Genomic DNA, 20424 nt, shown 5'->3' with positions numbered 1-20424 from the left:
GGAAAAAAATGAGTAATATTTTAGGATTCCCACGCATTGGGAAAAATAGAGAATTAAAAAAAGCATTAGAAAGTTTTTGGGGTGGCAAAAGCAAGGAAAAAGAATTAGAACAGGTTGCACAAGATTTAAGAGCAAAACATTGGGAATTACAAAAAGATCTTGACTTTGTATGTGTGAATGACTTTAGTTTGTATGATAATGTGTTGGATTTAGCTTATGCTTTGGACGCAAAGCCAAAAAGATTCAAAGGTTTAAGCGGTTTGGAGGGCTATTTTGCAATGGCAAGAGGGTATAAAGATGGCGTGGCTTGCGAGATGACAAAATGGTTTAACACTAATTATCACTATGTTGTTCCAGAACTAAGTAATGAGGATACTTATAAAGCTGACGCTAGTAAAATTATTCAACAATACCAAGAAGCCCTAAGCTTAGGCTATACACCAAAAATTCAACTTATTGGGATTTTTACTTTCTTTGCTTTAAGCAAAATCATTGATGGAGAAGAAAAGGAAATTTTTAAAAAACTTAAAAAGGCTTATTTAGAACTCATTGAGCAAATATCCATACTTAATAATGTAGTCATTGAATTTAGTGAGCCTATTTTTGCTAAGGGTTTTAATGAAAAATCTCCTAATTTACAATGTGTATATAATAGTGATACCATTGAATACATTTATAACGAAATTAGCAAAAAAGGAATTAAGGTAATTGTAAGCACCTTTTTTGAACATAGTTGTGAGCTTACAGAAGTTTTACTAAAAACAGATATTTATGGCATAGGGCTTGATTTTATTTATGGAGAGAAAAACAAACAAAGCCTAAAAGCCTTGGCTAAAAGTAATAAAGTCCTCTATGCAGGAGTGATTGATGGACGCAATATTTGGATAGCGGATTTAGAATCTAAATTAGCCCTTTTAGATTCTATAAATTCCTTTATCCCAAAGGAACGCATTGTCCTAAGCAGCTCTTGCTCTCTTTTGCATCTGCCTTTTAGTAAGGAGGGAGAGGATAAAATTGAAGATGAGATTCTCTCTTGGCTTAGTTTTGCAAAAGAAAAGATAGAAGAATTAAAAACTTTAGAACTCGCCTTTAGGGGTGAAAAAAAAGACTTTAAAAAAGCTTTGGAGGAAAATGCTAAAATCAATTGCTCTAGGAAAAATTCTACCAAGACTAATAACCAAAAAATTCGCAATAGAGTAAAACAAAATACTCTCAAACAAAGAAATATGCCTTTTAAAGAACGATTAAAATTACAAAAAAATTTTCTCAATCTCCCTATTTTACCTACTACTACAATTGGTTCATTCCCGCAAACTCCAGAACTTAGAGCATTAAGATTGGATTACAAAAAAGGCAATATTGATAAAGCGACCTATGAAAAGGGCATTAAGGATTACATTAAAGATTGTGTAGCTTTTCAAGAAAGTATTGGAATTGATGTATTAGTGCATGGTGAGCCAGAGAGAAATGATATGGTGGAATATTTTGGGGAGCAATTAGAGGGATTTGCATTTAGTTCTAATGCGTGGGTGCAAAGTTATGGAAGTCGTTGCGTAAAGCCTCCTATTATTTATGGTGATGTAGAGCGAAAAAATCCTATGACAATAGACTGGATTACCTTTGCCCAAAGCCTAACAAAAAAGGCAATGAAGGGTATGCTAACAGGTCCTGTAACCATTCTTAATTGGAGTTTTGTGCGAGATGATATTCCAAGAAAAGCAGTGTGTGAGCAAATTTCCCTTGCTATTGCCGATGAGATTAATGATTTACAAAAAGCAGGAATTTCTATTATCCAAGTTGATGAGGCGGCTTTTAAAGAGGGGTATCCTCTAAGAGAAGAAAATATTAAAGAGTATGAAAAATGGGCTTTAGATTGCTTTAAAACCTCAACAGCCATAGCTTCACCACAAACTCAGATTCATACCCATATGTGCTATAGTGATTTTAATGATATTATTAAAACCATAGAAGCCCTTGATGCAGATGTGATAAGCATAGAAACCGCTAGAAGTGGAAATGAACTTCTAAAAGTCTTCAAAAAAATAGGTTATACCCACGAGGTGGGACCAGGTGTTTATGATATACATAGCCCTAGAATCCCAAATATAGAGGAAATACAAAAGCAAATTCAAGCCTTGCTTGAAGTGCTGCCAAAAGAGCAATTATGGATTAATCCTGATTGTGGGTTAAAAACAAGAAAATGGGAAGAAGTAAAACCTAGCTTAAAAAATATGGTAGAAGCGGTTAAAGCCATTAGAAACTCATAAGCTACTATAGCTTTTAGGGCATAGTAATTCGTTTTGGTTTATCTAATATTAATTATGTTACAATAAGCTCCTTTATAATATAAGGAGTGGAGTTTCAATTATGGTAATAAATTTGAATTTTTATGCTACTTTGGTTGCTTTAGTAGGTGTTTTACTGCTTGGGCGATGGGTGATAAGTAAGAGTAAATTCTTACAAGATTATAATATCCCTGATCCTGTTGTAGGAGGCATTATCATTGCTATTGGTATCTTTTGTTTATCGCAATATGGTGAGATTAAGTTTAATTTTAATGACTCCTTAAAAGATCCTTTAATGTTGGCTTTTTATGCAAGTATTGGCTTAAGTGCAGATTTTGCTTCCCTTAAAAAAGGAGGAAAGATTCTTTTTATTTTCTTAATTTTTGTGAGTTTGTTGCTGTTCTTGCAAAATATCGTAGGGCTTTTTATCGCAAAGCTTATGGGGGTAAATCCGCTCATTGGGCTTTTAGGAGGCTCTATTACAATGAGTGGCGGACACGGAACAGGAGCTACTTGGGCAGAGATTTTTAAGGCTAATCCTTATAATTTTGATGCGGCTTTAGAAGTTGCCCTTGCTTGTGCAACCTTTGGCTTAATTGCAGGAGGGCTTATTGGAGGTCCTGTTGCCCATTATCTTGTTAGAAAATATCATCTACAACCTACTTCTGATATAAATGAAGAATTATCCCCACATGGATTTGAAAAACCAGAAAAAGAACGTTTAATCACAGCGGCTTCTTTCGTGCAATCTTTGGCTTTGATTGCAATTGCCCTATTATTGGGAACTTTACTATCTGAATACTTGAAAAACTACTTTTCTTTGCCGACTTTTGTATGGTGTTTGCTTGTTGGAGCGATTTTACGCAATCTTCTATCTTTGACTAAAATTCATCAAGTTTTTGATAGGGAAGTTTCTGTTATTGGAAATGTAAGCCTATCACTCTTCTTAGCCTTTGCCTTAATGACGATTAATCTCTCACAGCTCATTTCTTTAGCCCTTCCTATGTTTGTAATACTTACTGCTCAAGTTATACTTATGGCAAGTTTTGCAATTTTTGTAACTTTTAGATTCTGCGGTAAAGATTATGATGCGGCAGTTTTAGCCGCAGGACATTGTGGGTTTGGATTGGGTGCTACTCCTACAGCTATGGCAAATATGCAAACCATAACACAACATTATGGAATAAGCCATATGGCATTTATTGTCGTGCCATTAGTTGGAGCATTTTTTATCGATATTATTAATGCTATTATTATTAGTATCACTCTAAAATTACCATTTTTCTAAGGAGCTATTATGCTGCAATACTTCAAACGTTATTTTGCTAAACTTATTTGTGCCTTTATCCCCATCAAATCTTATCGTCAAAAAATACGGCAAAGGATAGAAAATAGATTCCATACTATTACTTTAGATAAAGTGGATTCTTTCCTTCCCTCATCATTAGCGACAACCATTAATGGTTTCAGCAATGAGGATTTTTTGGTATTAAATTTTGCTAGAGAACAAAACTTGGCTATAACACAAGAAAATCTAACAATCTCTAGTGCAACAAAAACTTCTAAACCCTACACCCTAGAATCCTCCAAAACTCTAAGTCTAAATGCTTTAATAAATAATGGGGGGGGGGGGGCAAAATAAGGCATTATGGCTTCTTTAGCTTTGATAGCAATGCCAACAATCCCAAATCCCCACTTAATCCTTGGGCGTATATAAGGGTAAAAAATGAAGCAAGGACGCTAAGAGCGTCCTTGGATTCTATCCTTCCGGCTATACAAAGAGGAGTGATTGGTTACAATGATTGCGATGATGGAAGTGAAGAAATTATTTTAGAGTTTTGTAAAACCTATCCAAGCTTTATCCCTGTGAAATATCCCCATAATGTGCAAATTAGGAATCCCAAAAAAGAAGAAAACAAGATTTATTACTATTCCAATTATGTTCTAAATTTTATCCCTCAGGAAGAATGGTTTATCAAACTTGATATGGATCATATCTATGATGCTAAAAAGCTTTATAAAAGCTTTTATCTGTTAAAGAAAAATACTGATATACTTACGCTCTCAAGGATAGATTTTTATATTAAAGGCGGGAAAATTTATATTAGTAAATCAGGAAGAGGCTATTACAATAGAGCAGGGGATCAAACTTTAAGATATAATCAGGACTTTAAATATTATGAACGCATACTTTCCCCAAAATTGCAAAAATGGCAAGAACAAATCTTGAGGGATAAGCCCACACAAGCTCAAATTGAAGCCTTACAAGACGATTATGAATCTTATGAAGCAAAGATAGATGATTCTTATAGTAGAGTTTATCGCTCTGAGTTTTGCCATTATCATTTTCCCGGTATAAAAAAGAGAAGAGAAGGTATTCCAGAGGGAGTTTATACTTTATCATTACAATATTTTCAAGATGAACTAGACGTAGAAATAGATCCCAAAATGCTTGAAAAAGAAACCATACTTTCGCTTTATAGTCGATTTGATTTGGAGAGAATTTAGCATTAATTTGTTACAATCGCCTTTTACTTTAAGGTGATACTATGAAAACAAAAACTCCATTAAAAAGTCTAGGGAACCAAACTTCTTATGCTTTCAGCTATGATTTTAATCTATTAGAGACTTTTGAAAATGTGCATCAGGGGAGGGACTACTTCGTTGAGTTTCATTGTCCAGAATTTACTACCCTCTGCCCCATAACAGGACAACCAGACTTTGCCACTATAAGAATTAATTATATTCCCCAAGCTAAAATGGTGGAATCAAAATCTTTAAAACTCTATCTCTTTAGTTTTCGCAATGAAGGCGAGTTTCACGAAAATTGTGTCAATAGAATTTTAGAGGACTTAATCAAACTTTTAGAGCCTAAATATTTAGAAGTTTTAGGGAATTTTACTCCAAGGGGAGGCATTAGTATCAATCCTTACGCAAATTATGGAATCCCTAATACAAAATATGAAGAAATGGCAAATTTTAGGCTTTTACATTTTAATTTAGCAAAATAATGGAGAAAAAATGGAGAAAAAACAACTCAATATAGGTTTGATAGGATTAGGAGTTGTGGGTAGCAGTGTCGCAAAGATACTCAAAAACAATCAAGAATTAATCGCCGCAAGGGCTGGTTGTAATATCATAGTTAAAAGTGGGGTTGTTAGAGATATTTCTAAGGCTAGAGGGGATTTTGATTTTCCTATCACTGCTAGAGTGGAGGATGTTTTAGAGGATAAAGAGATTGATATTGTCGTAGAGTTAGCCGGGGGGGTGGAAGTGGCTTTTGAGATTGCCAAAAAAGCCTTGTTTGCTTCTAAACCTCTTGTAACTGCCAATAAGGCAATGCTTGCTTATCACCGCTATGAGCTAGAACAAATTGCAGGGAATTTACCTATAGGGTTTGAAGCAAGTGTTGCGGGTGGGATTCCTATCATTAAGGCTTTGCGCGATGGTTTGGGGGCTAATCATATTTTAAGCATTTATGGAATCATCAATGGCACTTGCAATTACATTCTAACAAGAATGAAAAATGAGGGAGTGGAATACCAAAAAGTGCTTCAAAAAGCACAAGAATTAGGATATGCAGAAAGCGATCCTAGTTTTGATGTAGAAGGATTTGATTGCGTGCATAAACTCTTAATCTTAGCAAGTATCGCCTATGGGATTAATGCAAAACCTGAAGATGTTTTAACGCAAGGAATTACAGAAATCACACAAGAAGATATTGCTTTTGCTAAAGAGTTTGGCTATCATCTTAAGCTTTTAGGAATCGCTAAAAAAAGTGGCGAGGAGGTGGAGTTGCGCGTTCATCCTACTTTTTTACCCAAAGAGGCAATGATTGGCAAAGTCGATGGGGTTATGAATGCTATTAGCGTGGTGGGCGATAGTGTAGGGGAGACGCTTTATTATGGAGCAGGAGCTGGGGGAGATGCAACAGCAAGTGCGGTTATTTCAGATATTATTGAGATTGCACGAACTAAGAGTTCTCCAATGCTAGGGTTTAAAAATCCCTTTGAAAAGGATTTGAAGCTAAAACCCATTGCGCAAATTAGCAGTGCGTATTATCTAAGAATCTTGGTGCTTGATAAATCAGGAGTGTTGGCAAAAATCGCTACGATTTTAGGAGAGGAGGACATTTCTATTGAGACTTTTTTGCAAAGACCCTCCAAAGTGCAAAATCATTCGATATTGCTTCTAACGACCCATATTTGCATAGAATCCAAGATTAAAATCGCCCTAAAAAAGATTGAGGATTTAGAAGTTACCAAGGCAAAGCCTGTGATGATTAGGATTGAAAAACCTTAAAACAAATAAGATGAAAAATACCACACAAAAGGGCAAGGAAGCTGAAAATATCGCTTGTGAGTTTTTGCAAAATAGAGGCTTTGTGGTGCTAGAGCGCAACTTTTTTACCCCTTATGGAGAGATTGACATTATCGCAAAGGATAAAGAGGTTTTATATTTTGTAGAAGTTAAAAGCGGGATAGGGTTTGAGCCTGTGTTTAATATTACTAAACAAAAGTTAGGGCATTTAACAAAAAGTATGGATTATTATTTGCAAAAAAAGAGACTTTCTTTGCCTTATTGCTTGAGTGCGCTTATTTTGTCAAAAGCACAAGAAAATGAAGATTACCAAATACAATGGCTAGAAAACCTAACACTTTTTTAATGAAAATAAAGTGATTTTAAGTTATTGTTAGGAGTTTATTTTAAGAGAAAAGAATGAAAGAGATTCTAAAACAAATCCCAAAAACCGATAAATTACTAAATGCTAAGGCTCTAAGCGGATATAATCCAAACTTCTTAAAACCTCTTATCCAAAGATTCTTAAAAAATTATCGCGAAAGCCTCTTAAAAGGTGGAGAAGTTTTAAGCTTTGAATCTTGTGTAGAGCAGATTTCTAAAGAATATTGGCATTTAAGCCAAAAATCCCTCAAGCCCCTCATTAATGCCACAGGAGTGATTATACATACAAATTTAGGCAGGAGTGTGTTTTCTAAAGAATTACTCCAAGAGATTTTTCCAACTTTGATAGCCTATAATAATTTAGAATACAATCAACAAACAGGAAAGAGGGGTGAGCGGTATGCGCATTTAAAAAAATTTCTCACCTCTGTGGATTTTGAGGATATTTTAATCGTCAATAACAATGCCGCAGCGGTGTTTTTAATCTTTAACACCTTTGCCAAAAATAAAGAAGTGCTTGTCTCAAGGGGAGAGTTAATAGAGATTGGAGGGAGTTTTAGAATCCCTAGAGTAATGGAGGATTCAGGGGCGATTTTAAAAGAAATTGGAACGACCAACAAAACTTATTTACAAGATTATCAAGAAGCCATTAACGAAAATACCGCTATGCTTTTTAAAGCCCATAAATCTAATTATGAGATTGTTGGGTTTCACGAAGAAGTGGCTTATGAGGATTTGATAAAACTCGCTAGAGATAGGGGGGTTGTGGATTATTACGACTTAGGGAGTGGGTATTTTGAGATAAAAGGCTTAGAAACTCTCAAAAATTTTGAACCAAGTTTGCAAGAGATTGCAGCTTTAAAGCCCTCTTTAATAAGCTTTAGCGGGGATAAACTTCTAGGTGGGACGCAAGCGGGGATTATTTTGGGCAAAAAGCAATATATCGCAAAGCTCAAGCAAAACCAGCTCTTAAGAATGCTAAGGGTGGATAAATTTACACTTTGTGCGCTAGAGGCACTTTTTTGCGCATATTTAAAAGGAGAGTATGAAAAAATCCCCACTGCTAGAATGCTTCTACAAACCAAAGAGGCTTTAGAGACTAAGGCTAAGAATCTCTTAGCAAAGATTCCTGCCTATTTTTCTCCTAAGATTTTGCCAACTAAAGGCTATGTGGGAGGGGGAGCGATGCCAAATAGGGCTTTGGATTCTTATGGAGTGGCACTAAAGCCAAAAAATACCACAAAAAATATCCAAAGCCTAGAGGAGCTTTTAAGGCAAGAGGGGATTGTAGCAAGGATAGAGAATGAATGTCTAATCTTGGATGTTATGGCACTTTTTGAGAGTGATTTTGAAGCGATAAAAAATGCGCTTTTAAAGATAAAATAATGCAAGAGAGATTGTATCAAAGAGAAAACTTAATTATCGGAGTGATTGGGCATATAGACCACGGAAAGACAAGTCTTATAGCCGCACTCAATGGCTTTTGGGGAGATGAGAGAGAGGAGGAAAAAAAGAGGGGCATAACCCTAGATTTAAGCTTTTCTAACCTTAGTAATGGGGATAAGAATATCGCTTTTATTGATGTGCCCGGACACGAAAAGTTAGTTAAAAATATGATTGCTGGGGCTTTTGGGGTGGATTATGTATTGCTTGTCATCGCTAGTAATGAGGGGATTAAGCCACAGACTTTAGAGCATTTAAGAATCACGCATTTATTAGGCATTAAAGAGTTTTTAGTCGTCTTAACAAAAACAGATTTGGCAAATAAAAATGAAATAGCCACCCTAAAACTCGCAATAAAAGAGCTATTTTCACCCTATCGCCTACAATACAAAATCTTTGAAAGCTCTATTTGTGATAGCCATAGTATCCAAACACTCAAAGAGGCTTTATTTTTATTACCCAAAAAACTCCATAGGGACTTAGGCTGCTTTCGCTATTATATTGATAGGGCATTTGCGATTAAAGGTTCAGGCTGTGTGGTAAGCGGGACACTTTTAGATGGGGATCTTAGTGTGGGGCAAAAAATATGGTGTTGCAACCTCCAAAAACCTTTGGGGATTAAAAATATCCAATGCCATAATACCTCTCTCCAAGAGGCAAAGAGTGGGCAAAGGGTGGCTATTAATCTATCAGGAATATCCCATAATGAACTAAAAAGGGGATTTTTACTCACCAAAAAGGGGTATTTAAGGGGCTTTAATGGGGTGGAAGTTTGCTTAGAGCTTTATGAAAATGTAGCACATAATAGCGAAGTTTTGGTTTTTATTGGTGCATTAAAATGCAAAGCTAGAATCTTATTTTTAAAAAGCCATCAAAGATTTGCGACTTTAAAGTGTGAGATTCCAATTTTTAGCGTTTTTAATGAGCGATTTATTTTGCGAGACGAAAACAAAACATTAGGAGGAGGTAGGATTCTAAGCCCTATTGGAGACCCTATGAATAAGAATCAAAAATTAGCTTTTTTAGAATCTTTAGATAAAGGGGACTTCAAAGAATCTTTTGAGATTTTGCTCCAAGCGCACAAAAAGGGCTTTGGGCTAATTAGTGCGATGCAACGTTTTGGAATCTCACAAAAGGAAGCTATAAAAATCGCTTCGCAAATACAAGATTGCTTTGTGAGTGAAAAACATCTCGTAGCCTACTGCCAACAAACCCAAAAAATCCTAGAAAAAATGATCCAAAAAATCCTAGAAAAAAACCCAAATGCCCTCCTCTCTCCTGCTCTTTTGAGCCAAAAACAATCGTGGATTACAGAAGATTTTGCTAAAGTGGTGTTAGAAAAAATGCACCAAAAGCAACTACTCCATAAAAACGAATCTTTTTATGTCTCCTTAAATTTTCAAGAAAATATCCAAGATTATCTTTATAAAAGCATTTATCAAACCCTACAAACACAAGGCTTTGAACCTATTGCTCCTTATAATTTATACGAATCATTAGATCTGGATAGGGCAACCGGTGATTTGGTGCTTAAACAATTAACCAAAGAAAAGAAAATTATCCGCTTAAACCATAAACTTTTCATCACCACCCAAAGCCTATCCCAAATCTTAACGCTTATGCGAAAAATTCTACAAGATGAGGGCTATTTAGAGTTTAACAATTTCAAAAATCACTTAAACCTAAGCAGAAAATACCTCATCGCCTATTTAGATTATTTGGATAGCTTTGGGGATATTATCAACAAAGAGGGTAGGAGATTTAAAAAGGATCAATTATGCTAGATTATTTGCAAAATCCACCTATTAAACACAACTTAATGCAAGAGTTTATCCAAGTAGATTCTCCTAATTATTTCGCCCTGACCCCCAATGCCTCGCAAAAAATCCAGCAAGACAAAGAAGCATTAAATTTGGTATTAAAAACAAAGGCACTCAAGCCTTTTAGCTTTAGCTTAGAATCTTTTTATTTTCTCCTAGACCAATTAAGCCAACAATTCAAAGTAGCTCTCATCTTAAGCTCCCACAAAATGCTCTATGAGGCTTCCTTGCACTTTAAAAAAGGCACTTTTATCCCATTAATCCCTAATTTTGAGGATGGAAAAATACCTATTGACAAAGCCATAGCAGAGGGTGCAGATTGTTTCATCGTGCCTTATTTAAACGAAGACATTCTTACAAGCAATGCCAATCTTGATGAGATTTTAAAGCCTTATTTTAGCATTTGGGATATTAGTTATGCACTTGCCCTAAAATTACCCCTACCCCAAAATGCAAATATTTATCTAGCTAATGGCGAGAATCTAGGGCTTATTCGCCCCTTAGGCATTATGGCATCTAAAGACAAAGATTTTTATGGCTTAAGCGTGGGCTACTTAGAGCTTGAAAATCTCTATGCGGTTTTTCTACAAGCCATACAAACACAAAAAATATCCCATAAAGACTATGCGCTACCCTTTTTTGAGAATCTGCACAATCTCTTAGGGGATGATTCTTATATCTTCTACCCTAGTGTGGCTAATACCTTAGCATTAGGCTTAAAAGGAATCAAAGCTAGATCTTTCATACAAAGCTTGATTTTTGATAATATCCGCCTCATCAATGGACAAGATTGCCTCTTTGGATTCTTAAGCCCCTCCTTTGTCTTGCAACTTATGGGACACACCCAAGAGAGGGCAAGGGAATTATTAAGCATAAGCTTTATAGACTTCCAAGGAGATATACAAAAACTCACGCAAAAACTTGCGCAGAAATATTTGCAAGTGAAAGCTTTATGAAAGGAATGAGAATGATTACAGCGATGATGTCTATTCAAGAGGCGATGGATACTTTAGTGAAAGCAGGTAGGGGTTTTCAAAACAATGAGGAAATTTTGCCACTTCAAGAATGCTTAGGAAGGTTTTTAGCGCAAAATATTCTTTGCAAAAAACCTCTTCCTGCCTTTGATAACTCCGCTATGGATGGCTATGCGGCGTGTGTGCAAGATGAGGGTAAGAGGGTAAGGATAATCCATAGTGTATTTGCTGGAGATTGTGAGGAGAGAGAGATTAGAAGTGGCGAGTGTGTAAAGATTATGACAGGGGCAAAAATGCCAAAAAATGCTAATTGTGTGATTCCTTTTGAGGAAATTGAGGGAGGACTTGGCGCGCAGGGGGATATTGTTTTGCCAAAAACTCTAAAAGAGGGGGCAAATATCCGAAAAATGGGCGAAGAAGCGCATTTAGATTCTAAACTCTTAAGCAGAGGAGAGGCACTTGATGAATACCATTTAACCCTTCTAGCCTCACAAGGTATTGCCTATACAAAAGTTTTTGAATCCCTAAAAATCAATGTCCTCTCTGGAGGCAATGAACTCAAAGAACCTTGGGAGTCCTCTCATTCCTATCAAACTTATAATTCCAACACAACAATGATTCTTGCAACCCTAAAAAGTTTTGGATTTTGTGGGAGTTATGGAGGGGTATTACCCGATAAAAAAGAAATTTTAACCCAAGCCTTACAAAAGCCTTATGATGTGATATTGACCACAGGCGGAGCAAGTAGGGGAGAGGCAGATTGGATGCGTGTGGTGCTGCAAGAGTGTGGGGCGCAAATGCTTATTGATGGGATTAAAATTAAGCCTGGAAAACCCACTATGGTGGCAAGATTAGGGGAGAAATTCATCGTTGCATTGCCTGGGAATCCTCTTGCCGCAGCGGTTTTGTTGCGCCTTTTGATACTTCCTTTCTTGCGTCAAATTAGTGGGGCTAGTAAATATCACCCCCAATATCTTCTTTTGAAAAATTGCGATTCCTTTAAACTCAAAAGTAGAATGAATGCAATGTTAGGAGACATCACAAGTAATGGGTTTTATCTCACGCAAAAGGGAAAATATAACTCTGGAGAAATTCTTCCTCTGCTAAAGAGTAATGCTCTAGCCATTTTTGATGAACAAAGCACAGAGATTCCATTGGGGAGAGAAATTAAAGTTTTGCCTTATCAAATGCTTTGGAGTGAAGAAAAATCTGATATTATTAATCATCTTTAGGAGGTTTTATGAAAAAGATATTATTAGCCATTGACGACACACCAACTTGCCACAAAGCTGCGGAATTTGTTATAGATTTTTTTGGTTATAGAGAAGATTGCGCTATAAGCATAATCCATGTAAAAACACCTATTATTCTTTATGGAGAAGCTGTCCTTGCATCTTATGAAGAAATCAAACAAAGGGAGAATGAAGAAAATGATGCACTCATTCAAACCTTTAAAGAAATTTTTAGCAATAAAGGAATCACCATACAAGAATATATGGTAGAAGGAGAGGCTGTTGCAGAAGTAATTGCTTATGCAAAAGATTTTGATTTATTGGTTATTGGGGAGAGTAAAGATAGCTTTTGGAACAAAATTTTCTCAAGTAATCAAAATGATTTTTCGCAAAAATCGCCCATTCCTATTTTGATTGTAAAATAATGCCTAAAACTCATACGAAGTGTTTAAGAAAAATGTCCTACCTTGCCCTAAAAAAAGCTATAACCTGTGATAACATCACTAATCCCTATTGTAAAGCCGATAATAAAACTTATCAAAGAGATTTCTTACTCCAACATCTAAAGAAAACTCTCCAAATCGTGCATTGATTCCAATATCTGTGAGGTTATAAGCATTAATTTTATTTTGACTGCTATCCCTTTGACTGCCTATAAAAGCATTAGAAATCCATACATTATAATGTTTTCCAATTTTATAATCCACATAAAGTCGCTTTATTGAGAGCTTACATAAGGGATTCTTTCTTTTGTATTTGTTCCATTATTTTTCTTAACTCTTGAATCAACATAGGCAAAGCTTTGGCTTAAAGTATTATAAGTTTCTCCATCTATATGAGTAGGCAGGTAATAACTATTATTAGCAGGTCGCCTTAAGAGTGAATTAGGAGAGGGAGAGACATAGCCCCTTTCATATTTTGCATAAATATTTCCGGTATTAGAATACTGATAGTTTGGCACAAAATCTAAGGCAAAATTCCACAAATTATCTTTTAAAGATCCAGAGGATTTTATCGTGCTAACATTTCTACCCATAATAGAAATATTTTGATTATTCTGAACCTCTATATCATATTTGGCATACTCAATCCTTCCCCCTCCACTTAAAGAAAATTTATCTGTAAAATCATATTTGTTGAAAGCATAAAAAGAATTTGTCCATTTATCTCCCTCAAAAGGAATATTCATAGGGTAATAATAAAAAGGTATATTCATCGCTGGGGCATTTGGTATCGGGCTTGCCGCACTAATAATTGTTTCCATTGTTCGCTTACTCATATTATAAAGCGATTGAATGCCTAACATAAGTAGCCCATTCTCATAATATGTAGTGTATTTACCATTAATGCCAATTCTTTGATCATCAAAGAAAGAGCCACTTTGATTAGCCAAAACATCATTTAATGTGATATTTCTAAAGGTGTAGCGACTAATAAGCGTCTTTGTATCTAAATAATCTATTTTATTGAAGTGATAAAATCCCTTAATTTCCAAAGAAGAATCAGGAGAGACTTTATTCTCATAGTCCATTTGTATATCCATACGCAATTGAGCGTTTTCAAATCTCCCATTACCATCTAACTCCCTATCTTTTTTCTTAGGTTTTGGATTATCTAAAAAAGAATTATTGGGAGAGGATGTAATATCTGCTTTAAAAAAATCCGCCCTAAAAAATAAATTTTCACTTCCACTTAAAGCGGGAGAAAGATGAAAGTTGATTCCAGCCCCCTTATTTCATATCTACACCAAAATCATTACCCTCCCCTCCTCTTATGATATGGGAATAATTTATCCCTGTGCTAAAATAGGGCTTTTCATAGTTTTTAGTAGTAATAATATTGACCACTCCGCCCCTAGTTCCATTTCCATACATTACCGCTCTGCCACCTAGAAGTATTTCAATAGCTTGTATTAACATCCATAGTATTTAAAGGTGTAACCCCGTGGCTTGAATCTAGCATATTCAAAGGAATCCCATTGACTAAAACTTGCACACTTGTGTTTGCCTTATTCCCCTGCCCTCTTATATCCAGATTATTACCCAACCCTACATTAATTAAGCCGACAATTTGTTTCATCTGCCCCTATATTTAACAATGCAAAAGCCCAAGAATCTCTATGAGCAAGAATCTCTATGGGAAAAAAACTCAAGCTTTATGTTTATGAGGATTTTTATCTACTAGCGGGATAATTTCGCCATTTTTAATATCATAAGCCCCACCAAATCCCTTAACAAATCGCCCCTCTTGAAATTCTAATTTAATAAGATGAAAATCAAGCATTTTACGAATAGTTTTTAAAGAGGCATTAAAAGCATTTTGCTCTTCAAAAACATCATAAACCCTATCAAATAGCTCTCCTCTTTCTATAAAAATGGTATGGGTTTTAAATCGCACCCTTTTGCGTAAAATAGCAGAATGTGCTTCTTTTTCATCTTGCAAGAACATAACTTCCACATTCTTAGGATTAGCAGCAATACTTGCATAATGTTCAGAAACTTCACTAATATAAATATAATACTCTCCAAAAGCTTGAATGAGTGGTGCATAAGAACATACCACATTACCCTGTGGATGAAGAGAAGCTAAACAAACAGACTTAAAGCCCTGCATAAACTCCTGCATTTCTTTTTGAATAGATTCTATATCTAAGGATTTCTTAGCACTTAAAACTAAAGCAATAATCACATCTTTAAGGGTTTCTGAAGTAGCTTTAGCAGGGAATGCCAGATATAATTCTTTATTATGATTATAGACTAAAGTAAGTCCATCATAATCGACCTTTAGAGCCTTTACATTAGTAACTTCTTTGGCATTATCAAACTTCTTACATAAATCCATCAAATCCTCTTGATGATGCTCATTTAAATGCTTTAAAACATATTCAAAACTCATTAATATCTCCAAAAATTAAATGCCTACATAATAATAAACATTGCTTAAAACACAATAAAATAATAATAGCTATCATAGGATGAAAAATTACGCATTAAAATCCAAATAATAATCTTCCTTAGCCCTATAAAAAAAAACCTTAAGATCTTCTTGATAATGAGATAAAATTTGGGAACATTGGGGGCAAAGCTTTAGAGGCTTATCATTAAAAAATTTTCGTTGAATCTTATGGGAATGGATTCCTAGAAAAAATCGCAAATCCATTTTAATGATTGCTAAAAAATCTCTATGGTTAAAATTTTTCTTGCTTTCTTCACAAGCACATAGATGCACCAAAGGTTCTCCTCTAGTATGAAAAAGACTTTCTTGAATCTGTGCTTGATAGAGCATAACTTTGCTAACTTCTTTATTAGGAAATAAGAAATAAATACCCCTCTCTCCTACCCGTAAATCTGCAAAATTAGCTTTTATGCCACCATCTTTTAATGTTTCTAAAAGTTTAGAACTTAAATTACAATCTTCTTTTTGGTGTAATTGCAACATTTTTTCAAAGAACAAATAAACTCCTTATAAAGTGTTTTTTTGTTCTTCCTCGCTAAAGGGAGGACCTTTTTGAATAAGCTGTGTTAGGGTTGCGGCTTTTTGCGGATTCATCTTGGCTAAAATCTTGCTCATTGTTTTTGTATCAAGCCCAAAAAGTATTGTTGCGGCTTCTTTCTCTGGCAAATTCTCTAAGATAGCAGCAGATTTAGAATCTTTCATTCCTGCATAAGTTTCATTTACTTTACTTTCAGTCTCTGCCCTAACTTGCTTCAATAATTCTTCATTTTTTTTAATCATTCTTGCAATCAAAGCTTCCTTTTCTTCAAGAGCCTTTCTCTCACTTGCTATTCCAGCCTCCCGCTTTTTTAAATCTTCTTCTCTTTGATTTAAAACATTTTGTGTTGCGCTTTGCAAAGCCTGAAGAGCTTGTTGTTGTTCATCAATTTTTTCAATTTCTTTTAAAATCTCTGCTTTTCTTTGTTCAAAAATAATATTACAATTAACAATTTGTTGCTCATTATCTTCGGCAAAAGACATAATAGCAAATACCAAAACTATAAACTTTTTCATAAAATCTCCTTATTATTGGCATAAAGCATTACAGAAATTTCATCCATTTCTACATTTTCTCGTTTTTTTAACTTTTGCAATACCTTTTTAACTTCCAAACTATCAAGGTATTTAGCCTTTTCAAGCTCAACATTTTGCACTCTAAAGGATTCTTGCAATTCTTGCTTCTTCTTCTTAAGCAATGCTAATTCACCCATTTTATAATCAATACTCTGGCGATATTCATTTTTATGATGCACAAAAGTTAAAAAGGCTTGATAAACTCCACTTGTTGGCTCTTTTAAGGTTGCAAACTCTGCAATAAGCATATCAATTTCTTCTTGTTTAATCTTGATAGCTTGTGTATTGCGCTGAAGTTCTTGCTCTATAACATCAATTTTTTGTTGTTGTAATAGCACCAAAGGCGTAAATTTTGTCTTCATTAACGCAATATCGTGTCATTTCTATCAGGGCTTGTTGAAATCATAGAAATTTTTACACCAAAAAACTCTTCTAAGGCAAAGATATAATTTTGGGCATTTTTTGGAAATTTATCAAAATCCCTAATTCCTGCTGTTTTATCCCAACCTTGAAAAACCTTATAAAGGGGCTTCACTCCGTTAATATCACTAGGATAAGATTCTAAAGTTTTACCTTGTTTATCACTATAACCCATACAAACTTTTATCTCTTTAAAGCCATCTAATACATCAAGCTTCATCATAGCCAAAGCACTTACACCATTAAGCCTACAAGCATACTTTACCGCCACAGCATCAAGCCAACCACAACGTCTAGCTCTCCCTGTTGTCGTGCCAAATTCACCACCTTTTTGTTGCAACAATACACCTATCTCATTCTTTTCTTCTGTGGGGAATGGACCATTTCCAACCCTTGTGCAATAAGCCTTAATAACACCAATTACCTCTCCTAATTCTCTAGGCGCAATCCCACTTCCGCTACAAGCTCCAGCAGCTGTTGTAGTGGAGCTTGTTACAAAGGGATAAGTGCCGTGATCAATATCTAGCATACTCCCTTGCGCCCCCTCGCACAAGACTTTTTCACCCTTATCCATAGCTTCCCATAATAAATTCGTAGTATTTGCTAAAAAGGGCAATAAAGATTCTGCATAGGAGTCTAATTGGGATTGTAAGATTTCTTTTTTAGGAATTTCAATCCCAAAGCTCTGTAAGTCTCTTTGTTTTATTTGTTCTAAGATTTTCTCACAAAGAGAAGCGGTATTTTCTAGCTCTTCAATCCGCACACCTCTCCTTGCAACCTTATCTGTATAAGCTGGTCCTATGCCCTTGCCCGTAGTGCCAATAGCCTTTTTGGCATTTTTTTCGTGAAGTTTATCAAGAAGATTATGAAAAGGAAGAATCAAATGCGCCTTTTGGCTAATAAAAAATCTATTTTCTAAATTCTTAAACTGCTGCATTTCTGCAATTAAATCACTAGGGCTAATAACTACTCCATTCCCAATAATGTTTTTACATTTAGGATACAAAATACCAGAGGGTATCAGGTGTAAAGCATATTTTTTACCATCTACAACAATAGTATGCCCTGCATTATGCCCCCCTTGATAGCGCACAACATAATCATAATTCTGCGCTAATAAATCTACTATTTTCCCTTTCCCCTCATCGCCCCATTGAATCCCAACGATTAAATCTGCTTTTGTTTTCACAATTCTCCTTAATTTAAATGTAGCATAATATGGTCTGTATAAATCCCAAAACCACAAGCTTTCTGTCCCAAAATCTCATAATCTCCGCCCAAAATAATGGTTTGATTATCAAGAAAGAAGCGAAAAAGCATTCCATTATAATAGGGCATAGCTGGACAATATAAGGGAGATATAATAGGATTTTGCTGTTGTAAATTTTGCGCAATTTCCAATAAATACTTTAACTCTTGCTTTAAAACCTTTGGTAAAGAAAAGTTCTGAATATCTTTAAAAACCCATTGAATAGATGGTAAATCCTGCACTTCTAAAAGTCTTGCCATAAAAGGATGAGCATTTTCTATAACAGAAATATCAATCTTTTCAAAGGCTACAAAAGGGATATTAAAAATTTGCGAACAAATTTGTGGTATCTTGACATTAGTGATTTGCAAACAAGGTTGAATTTGGACTTGATTAAGAATCTCAAGAGACATTTGTATAAAAGAAGCAATATCACAATCCTCTAAATTCTCAACACCAATTTGGTAAAACTCGGTTGTAGGATAAGTAAAAATAGGTTGGATATAAAACCATTTTTTACCGATATTTTGCTCTTTGAGATGCGGAGCCAACAATCGTATGGCATCAATGGTTGAGTCATTGCGCAAAACAATTTGTTGGTTGTATTGATTGTTAGTTCTCACTACTTCTCTGTTTTGTATATCTCTTTGGTGTTGCAAATAAGCAAAAGTTGGGGTTACAATCTCTTCATAGCCATTCTCATAAAGTATTTTACTCACAAGGTTTTCTAAATCCCTTTTTATTCTTGCGCTCTTGCCAAAATATAATTTAGAACCCTGCGGTATTTCGTGGCTTAAAATCACAAATCTTCCCTTAATGCTAAATGATGTAGCATTATAGCACAACTTCCACCAAAAAGCCTTTATTATGCCTTACAAAGACTTTAGCTCTAAAACAGATTATTCTTTTTTAGAAGTTTAAAAAATAGCTAAAATTCACTATTACTCATAAGACTTTTCATACATTTATAAATATCTAGTAGCTTTCAAGCCACATCTTTTTCTTTTAAAGAATCTTATTCCAAAAACTTGTTAAAGGGATTCTTTAATATAAGATTAAAAGCCTCTTTGAAAAGCTCTCCAACCTACAAACTTGAAACTCCAAGTAGCCTCTATCACTCTTTTTAACCAAACTGCAATTTTGCCTTTGATGTTGATTTTCCCAACATAACCAATCGCATATTGCGAACCAACAGAGCAAATCGTTCCTTTTGGTTTATAAGAAAATTCTTCAGAGAAATTCTTGCCTTGGAGTTTTTCTGCTAGTAATTTAGCTAAAAACTTGCCCTGCTGCATAGCAATTTGTGCTGTTGGGGGGTAGAATCTTTGCGTTGTTGGGTCTTTTATGGCTGCACAATCTCCCACAACAAAGATATTTTGCATTGATTCTTGATTGGTTTGATTAATCGGTTGCAGATAAGTATTTACTTCTACTTTGCTCCTTTGGGTAGTGAAAAATTCAGAATCTTCCATAACTTGATTGCCCTTCACTCCTGCTGTCCAAATAGTGAGCGAAGAATCAATCTTTTGCCTTTGCCCTTCTTTTTCGACGATGATTCCATCACTTTGACACTCTAGGATTTTACAACCTAACTCAAAAACAATATTTTTCGCCTCAAGATAAGCCTTAGCACTATTTGATAGCTCTGGATTAAACATAGGTAAAATATTTGGCATCGCTTCAATACAAGTAATCTTTACTTTTTCTTGATGGATATTAAAAAGCTTACATATTTGTGGCAATTCCTCCACCAAAGAACCAATAAACTCTATTCCTGTAAAGCCTGCTCCACAAACAGCAATATTAAAGCCTCCTAAATCATTTTTAGCAGCATAATCTCTTAAGGAATTGATAATTTTTTGCTTTAAGCCCAAAGAACCTTCATAATTGACAATAGAATCTGCATATTCCTTAATACCCGCTATCCCAAAACTATCACTTTGGAATCCTAATCCAACGACTAGGTAATCATAATCATAAGAGTTTTTTTGCGCCTCAATTTTTTGTGAAGTGATTTTTGTTACCTTATCTTGGATACATCGGATATCTTTGGGCAAAATAGAAGATAGGGGCAAAGTAACTTCACTCTCACAAACTCCGCTTGCCACCTCGTGCAAAAGAACACTAAAATAGTGGAAGGGAGTATTAGAGATTAGCAAAAACTCATATTGCTCAAAAATATCGCTTGGAAGAGCTTTAATAAGGGACATATTAGCATAACCTGCCCCAAGTAGAACAACTTTTTTCATT

General features: G+C 35.1%; 23 protein-coding genes. 12 read left to right on the top strand and 11 right to left on the bottom strand.

Annotation, left to right across the window (positions count from 1 at the left end):
• Positions 1–8 precede the first annotated feature (8 nt).
• The 12 genes from metE to C6H18_RS03600 all read left to right on the top strand — a co-directional run bounded on the left by metE (position 9) and on the right by C6H18_RS03600 (position 12862).
• Positions 9–2267 carry a 5-methyltetrahydropteroyltriglutamate--homocysteine S-methyltransferase gene (gene metE / locus C6H18_RS03655; RefSeq protein WP_104721756.1) on the top strand — a complete coding sequence of 753 codons (2259 nt, stop codon included), beginning with the start codon at positions 9–11 and terminating at the stop codon, positions 2265–2267.
• 100 nt (positions 2268–2367) lie between these two features.
• Positions 2368–3573, top strand: coding sequence for a sodium/glutamate symporter (gene gltS, locus C6H18_RS03650; protein WP_104721755.1), 1206 nt, complete (start codon positions 2368–2370; stop codon positions 3571–3573).
• A gap of 9 nt (positions 3574–3582) precedes the next feature.
• Positions 3583–3927: a hypothetical protein gene (locus tag C6H18_RS09700; RefSeq protein ID WP_104721754.1), complete on the top strand. Its 345-nt coding sequence runs from the start codon at positions 3583–3585 to the stop codon at positions 3925–3927.
• Positions 3924–4793: a beta-1,4-N-acetylgalactosaminyltransferase gene (locus C6H18_RS03640; RefSeq protein WP_104721753.1), complete on the top strand. Its 870-nt coding sequence runs from the start codon at positions 3924–3926 to the stop codon at positions 4791–4793. The genes C6H18_RS09700 and C6H18_RS03640 overlap by 4 nt, the downstream gene beginning before the upstream one ends.
• A gap of 41 nt (positions 4794–4834) precedes the next feature.
• Positions 4835–5296, top strand: a complete 462-nt coding sequence (gene queF, locus C6H18_RS03635; protein WP_104721752.1) for a preQ(1) synthase — start codon at positions 4835–4837, stop codon at positions 5294–5296.
• A 10-nt stretch (positions 5297–5306) separates the two neighbouring features.
• The gene (locus C6H18_RS03630; RefSeq protein WP_104721751.1) at positions 5307–6587 is read left to right on the top strand and encodes a homoserine dehydrogenase; all 1281 of its coding nucleotides are present in this window, start codon (positions 5307–5309) and stop codon (positions 6585–6587) included.
• A 10-nt stretch (positions 6588–6597) separates the two neighbouring features.
• Positions 6598–6951, top strand: a complete 354-nt coding sequence (locus C6H18_RS03625) for a YraN family protein (RefSeq protein WP_104721783.1) — start codon at positions 6598–6600, stop codon at positions 6949–6951.
• A gap of 53 nt (positions 6952–7004) precedes the next feature.
• Positions 7005–8354 (top strand): L-seryl-tRNA(Sec) selenium transferase, encoded by a 1350-nt coding sequence (gene selA / locus C6H18_RS03620; RefSeq protein WP_104721750.1) that lies wholly within the window; start codon positions 7005–7007, stop codon positions 8352–8354.
• Positions 8354–10195, top strand: coding sequence for a selenocysteine-specific translation elongation factor (selB, locus tag C6H18_RS03615; RefSeq protein WP_104721749.1), 1842 nt, complete (start codon positions 8354–8356; stop codon positions 10193–10195). Before selA ends, selB begins: the two co-directional genes overlap by 1 nt.
• Positions 10189–11187: a nitrogen fixation protein NifS gene (locus tag C6H18_RS03610; protein WP_104721748.1), complete on the top strand. Its 999-nt coding sequence runs from the start codon at positions 10189–10191 to the stop codon at positions 11185–11187. The genes selB and C6H18_RS03610 overlap by 7 nt, the downstream gene beginning before the upstream one ends.
• Before the next feature lie 11 nt (positions 11188–11198).
• A complete protein-coding gene (locus C6H18_RS03605; RefSeq protein WP_233704045.1) occupies positions 11199–12437 on the top strand; it encodes a molybdopterin molybdotransferase MoeA in 1239 nt (412 codons plus the stop codon).
• 8 nt (positions 12438–12445) lie between these two features.
• Positions 12446–12862, top strand: coding sequence for a universal stress protein (locus tag C6H18_RS03600; RefSeq protein WP_104721747.1), 417 nt, complete (start codon positions 12446–12448; stop codon positions 12860–12862).
• Positions 12863–12940: 78 nt separating this feature from the next.
• On the opposite strand, the gene C6H18_RS03595 is transcribed toward C6H18_RS03600, so the two are convergent.
• The 11 genes from C6H18_RS03595 to C6H18_RS03550 all read right to left on the bottom strand — a co-directional run bounded on the left by C6H18_RS03595 (position 12941) and on the right by C6H18_RS03550 (position 20423).
• Positions 12941–13144: a TonB-dependent receptor gene (locus C6H18_RS03595; RefSeq protein WP_104721746.1), complete on the bottom strand. Its 204-nt coding sequence runs from the start codon at positions 13142–13144 to the stop codon at positions 12941–12943.
• An 11-nt stretch (positions 13145–13155) separates the two neighbouring features.
• On the bottom strand, positions 13156–14082 hold the full coding sequence (locus C6H18_RS03590; protein WP_233704046.1) for a TonB-dependent receptor domain-containing protein: 927 nt from the start codon (positions 14080–14082) through the stop codon (positions 13156–13158).
• An 85-nt stretch (positions 14083–14167) separates the two neighbouring features.
• Positions 14168–14356: a hypothetical protein gene (locus C6H18_RS09405; RefSeq protein ID WP_158654858.1), complete on the bottom strand. Its 189-nt coding sequence runs from the start codon at positions 14354–14356 to the stop codon at positions 14168–14170.
• Complete coding sequence (locus C6H18_RS03585) at positions 14337–14516, bottom strand: hypothetical protein (RefSeq protein ID WP_104721744.1); 180 nt, start codon at positions 14514–14516, stop codon at positions 14337–14339. The genes C6H18_RS09405 and C6H18_RS03585 overlap by 20 nt, the downstream gene beginning before the upstream one ends.
• A 69-nt stretch (positions 14517–14585) precedes the next feature.
• A complete protein-coding gene (locus C6H18_RS03580) occupies positions 14586–15332 on the bottom strand; it encodes a HugZ family heme oxygenase (protein WP_104721743.1) in 747 nt (248 codons plus the stop codon).
• Between the two features lie 87 nt (positions 15333–15419).
• Positions 15420–15890, bottom strand: a complete 471-nt coding sequence (locus C6H18_RS03575) for a hypothetical protein (protein WP_233704044.1) — start codon at positions 15888–15890, stop codon at positions 15420–15422.
• Between the two features lie 9 nt (positions 15891–15899).
• Positions 15900–16445 carry a MotE family protein gene (locus C6H18_RS03570; protein WP_104721742.1) on the bottom strand — a complete coding sequence of 182 codons (546 nt, stop codon included), beginning with the start codon at positions 16443–16445 and terminating at the stop codon, positions 15900–15902.
• Positions 16442–16867, bottom strand: a complete 426-nt coding sequence (locus C6H18_RS03565; protein ID WP_104721741.1) for a flagellar export protein FliJ — start codon at positions 16865–16867, stop codon at positions 16442–16444. Before C6H18_RS03565 ends, C6H18_RS03570 begins: the two co-directional genes overlap by 4 nt.
• On the bottom strand, positions 16867–18114 hold the full coding sequence (locus tag C6H18_RS03560; RefSeq protein ID WP_104721740.1) for an adenylosuccinate synthase: 1248 nt from the start codon (positions 18112–18114) through the stop codon (positions 16867–16869). Before C6H18_RS03560 ends, C6H18_RS03565 begins: the two co-directional genes overlap by 1 nt.
• Positions 18115–18122: 8 nt before the next feature.
• Positions 18123–18977 carry an ATP phosphoribosyltransferase regulatory subunit gene (locus C6H18_RS03555; protein WP_104721739.1) on the bottom strand — a complete coding sequence of 285 codons (855 nt, stop codon included), beginning with the start codon at positions 18975–18977 and terminating at the stop codon, positions 18123–18125.
• A gap of 252 nt (positions 18978–19229) precedes the next feature.
• Entirely contained in the window at positions 19230–20423 is a 1194-nt protein-coding gene (locus C6H18_RS03550; RefSeq protein WP_104721738.1) for an NAD(P)/FAD-dependent oxidoreductase, read from the bottom strand.
• Position 20424: the final 1 nt, after the last annotated feature.

The organism is Helicobacter mesocricetorum, assembly GCF_900198605.1.
Classification (GTDB): domain Bacteria; phylum Campylobacterota; class Campylobacteria; order Campylobacterales; family Helicobacteraceae; genus Helicobacter_D; species Helicobacter_D mesocricetorum.
Note: the sequence above shows the minus strand (reverse complement) of the source record. Positions and strands in the feature narration are given on the sequence as shown.